Below are 3889 nucleotides of genomic sequence, written 5' to 3'. Positions count from 1 at the left end.
CGGATCGACGTGCCGTTGGACGGGATCGACCCGGATGGTGACTACGTGATGCTGTCGGACATCTCGGGAGCTCCGACGATGGGCCGTGCGCGGATCACCGACGGCTTCATCGACTTCGAGGCGTCGCCCGACGCCGTAGGGACCGACACGTTCACCTACACCGCCACGGACACCCGGGGCGCCGTGGGAATCGGCACCGTCCGGGTAGGCATCGCCCCGTTGCCGGAGACCAATCAGAAGCCCGTCGCGCAGGATGACGAGACTCTCGTGCGGCCGGAACGGATGGTGGCGATCGACGCGATGGCGAACGACACCGACCCGGACGGCGACGAGATCGGCCTGGTGGAGTCCCTGTTCGGCAGCACCGGCGACCTCGAGCCCGCCGTGGCCGACGACCAGGTGGTCGTGACCGCACCGTCCGAAGCCGGGCAGCATCCCTTCTACTACGGTATCCAGGACATCTACAAGGCGCGGGCACAGGGTGTGATCACGGTGAGGGTCTCCCGGGATGCGCCGCTCGTTCCTCCGGTGGCGAACGACGACGTCCTGTCCGTCCCGGACGTGGTGGGCAAGGAGTCTGTCACCGTGGACGTCCTGGTCAACGACGTCGATCCGGACGGCGTCGCCGCGGACCTCGAGGTGAGCCTCGGTGTGGACGCCGGGGAGGCCACGCTGTCGGAGGACGGGAAGATCACCGTCCCGACGACGCCGGATCTCCAGATCATCACGTACACCGTCACCGACATGGACGGGCTGGAGTCCAGCGCGTTCATCCGAGTTCCCGGCGATTCCCTCACGCCCCACCTCAAGCCGGGCCTGGAGCCGCTCGAGGCCATCAGCGGGGAGCCGCTCGAGATCGACCTGAACGACTACGTCGTGGTCGAGGAAGGGCTGGAGCCGCAGATCACGGAGGAGTCGACGGTGAGCGCCGTCGAGGGATCCGTGGAGATCACCGGCCTCGCGGGCCTGACGTACGTTTCCGAGGAGGACTACCACGGACCCGCGTCCGTGAGCTTCGAGGTGACCGACGGGGACGGCCCGGAGGACCCGGACGGACGCAAGGCGACGCTGACGCTTCCGATCGAGGTCAGGCCCTCGGACAACCAGCCCCCGGAGATCAAGGGGTCGCCGGTGCTGGAGGTGCCTGCCGGTGAGGAGGGCGCCGTGGACCTGGCGGCTTACGTCACCGACCCGGAGAACGATCCGCTGGAGTTCAAGGTCACGGGCGACGTCGAGGGCCTGAGCGCTTCGGTGCAGGGCAGCACGGTCACGGCCCAGGCGGAGCCGTCGGTGACCAAGGGCACGTCTCAGGCGATCCCGTTCACCGTGACCGACGGCACCACCGATCCGGTCCCGGGCGAACTGACCGTGCAGGTCGTGGCGTCGAACCGGCCACTGGTCGCCACCGGCGAGGACGTCGTCGACGGCGCCCACGAGGGCGTCGCGACGAGCGTCGACGTGCTGGCGAACGACACCAACCCGTTCCCCGAGACGCCGCTCGAGCTCGTCGGCTCGGCAGCCGTGGAGACGGGCGACGGCACGGCCGACTACAACGGCAACCAGGTCGTCGTGACGCCCAGGGAGGGTTTCCACGGCCTGATGCGGGTCAAGTACACCGTGCAGGACGCCACCAAGGACGAGGACCGGTGGGTCGACGGGGTCGTCAACCTCACGGTGCTCGGGAAGCCGGAGGCTCCGCGCGCTCCGCGTGTGGAGGAGGTGCGGTCCGAGACCGTGGTGCTGTCGTGGGACGAGCCGAACAACAACGGCGCGCCGATCGAGGGCTACACGGTGACGTCTTCTCGGGGAGACGAGCAGCCGTGCTCCACGACGACGTGCACGGTGAAGGGTCTGACGAACAACGTGACGTACACGTTCACGGTGCAGGCGGAGAACGAGGTCGGGCTGGGTGAGGCGTCGCCGCCGTCCCAGGAGGCGCGTCCGGACGAGAAGCCGGACCAGCCGGCGCCGCCGGACCTGGAGTTCGGCGACAAGTCGCTCGAGGTCACCTGGACGAACAAGAACTACTCCGACCGCTCGCCGATCGAGTGCGTGAACCTGGAGATCTCGCCCGTGCCGCCGAACGGCATCCCGCAGAAGGAATGCCTCCGCGGGACGAGCACCGTGTGGGATGGGCTGGAGAACGGCACGGCGTACACGGTGCGGGTGCAGGCGAAGAACCAGGCGCCCGATCCGTCGGAGTGGTCCGACCCGTCCGCGCCCGAGGTTCCGGCCGGCCCGCCGGAGCAGCCCGCGGCACCCACCGCGACGCGCGCGAACACCAGCCTGGGAGGTCAGGTCGACGTCAGCTGGACGGCGCCGGCGAACAACGGTGACGCGATCAAGCGGTACTACCTCGACGTGCTGCAGGGCGGCTCGAAGGTCAGGACGATCGAGGTCACGGGTACCAGCCAGCCCGTACGGAATCTGGACACCGACAAGAGCTACACGTTCCAGGTGACGGCCGAGAACAAGGCGGGCAGGTCCGAGACCAGCCCGCAGTCCAACGCCGTGCAGCCGTACGGCACGCCCGATCGCCCGGGGCAGCCGACCGCGCGCCTCGGCAGCAACACGAGCGGACAAGCGGACGTGAGCTGGAATGGCATCGGCGACTTCCGCGGCACGGGAGGACATTACGAGGTGAGGTCCAACCCGGCGACGAGCACCAGGAACACGACCAACTCGTCGATGACCTTCCCGGGTCTGTCGAACGGCACCTCGTACACGTTCAACGTGCGGGCCTGCAACGACCAGGGCGCATGCTCGGAGTGGTCGCCGGCGTCCAACGCGGTGACGCCGTACGGCAAGCCGCCGACGCCGTCGATCTCGGCGAGCGGCGGTGACCAGAAGGTGACGTTCACCTGGGACGCCCGGGGCACCAACGGGCGGCCCACCACGGTGCGGGTGACCGGCGCGTTCACCAGCACCGCCAAGAGCGGCACGCAGAGCGTCTCGACCGGCTACAGCACCAGGGAGGAAGCCTGTGTGACGGTGACGGACTCCGAGGGCCAGACGGCGAGCAACTGTGCCTCTGCCACGTCGAACGCGCGACCGCAGCCGCAGTTCTGGGTGACCTCCTCGGGCGTGTCGGCCGGATGCTCGAACGAACGCTGCGAGTACTGGACCATCAACTGGAGGAACGCGGGTAGCGGCAACCATCAGGTCGCGTGCTGGGCGGGCGACACATCAGCCCAGGGCGGTCCGCGCGAATGGCATGACATCAAGTCCCACGCCACGAACTGGTCGGGCAGCGCAACGAAGACGACCGTCAGCGGTGACAGCGGGTCGAAGCGCGTGGACTGCTACATGGGCCGGAGCTACAACGGCACGGCAGTCGGCGTGAAGACACCCGACGACTTGTACACAGGCAGTACCTGGAACATCTGACGTTCCCGGGGCCGCGCGGCGCAACTCCGCCGCGCGGCCCCCGGAGCAAACGAATAACTGCCGGAGCCGGGGACACCAGCCGTCGTTTTGGTCAGGACCGAATCGGCCGCGGTCGTTGACTTCTGTTTCCCGCAGGAGTGTGTAGATCCTGCGGATGGGGAGATCTCCCCATCCGTTTTTTCTGTCGGTGTGTCAGTGCCTCCTTGTAGGGTGAACTCCGGAATCTGGGTGGATTAACCCGAGGATTCGGACAGGCCGGAGACGAGGCGCGGGGGAGCGGAACCTGTGTCCAGGGCGGCCACCACAACGTCGTAGTCGAGGAGGAGACTCGTGTCCCTGGTGTCACGCGTCATGGAGAACAAGCGCGCGATCGCGTCGGCGAGTGTCGTCGCCATGTTCTCGGGCGCCCTGCTGGGTCTCGTGCTCTGGTACGACGGCGAGGCGACGGCGGACGTCGTGCTGAACGACTCCGGGATCTGGGTGACCAGGGCGAGTCACGGCG

1 protein-coding gene is annotated in these 3889 nt (G+C 68.1%); it reads left to right on the top strand.

All coding sequences use genetic code 11. The features are described from left to right. Positions 1-3387: fibronectin type III domain-containing protein (locus tag IIE03_RS17945; protein WP_192864138.1), on the top strand; the 3387-nt coding region annotated here is incomplete at its 5' end. Between the last annotated feature and the right edge of the window lie 502 nt (positions 3388-3889).

Origin of the sequence: Myceligenerans pegani, assembly GCF_014892515.1 — a bacterium.
Taxonomy (GTDB): Bacteria; Actinomycetota; Actinomycetes; order Actinomycetales; family Cellulomonadaceae; genus Myceligenerans; species Myceligenerans pegani.
Note: the sequence above shows the minus strand (reverse complement) of the source record. Positions and strands in the feature narration are given on the sequence as shown.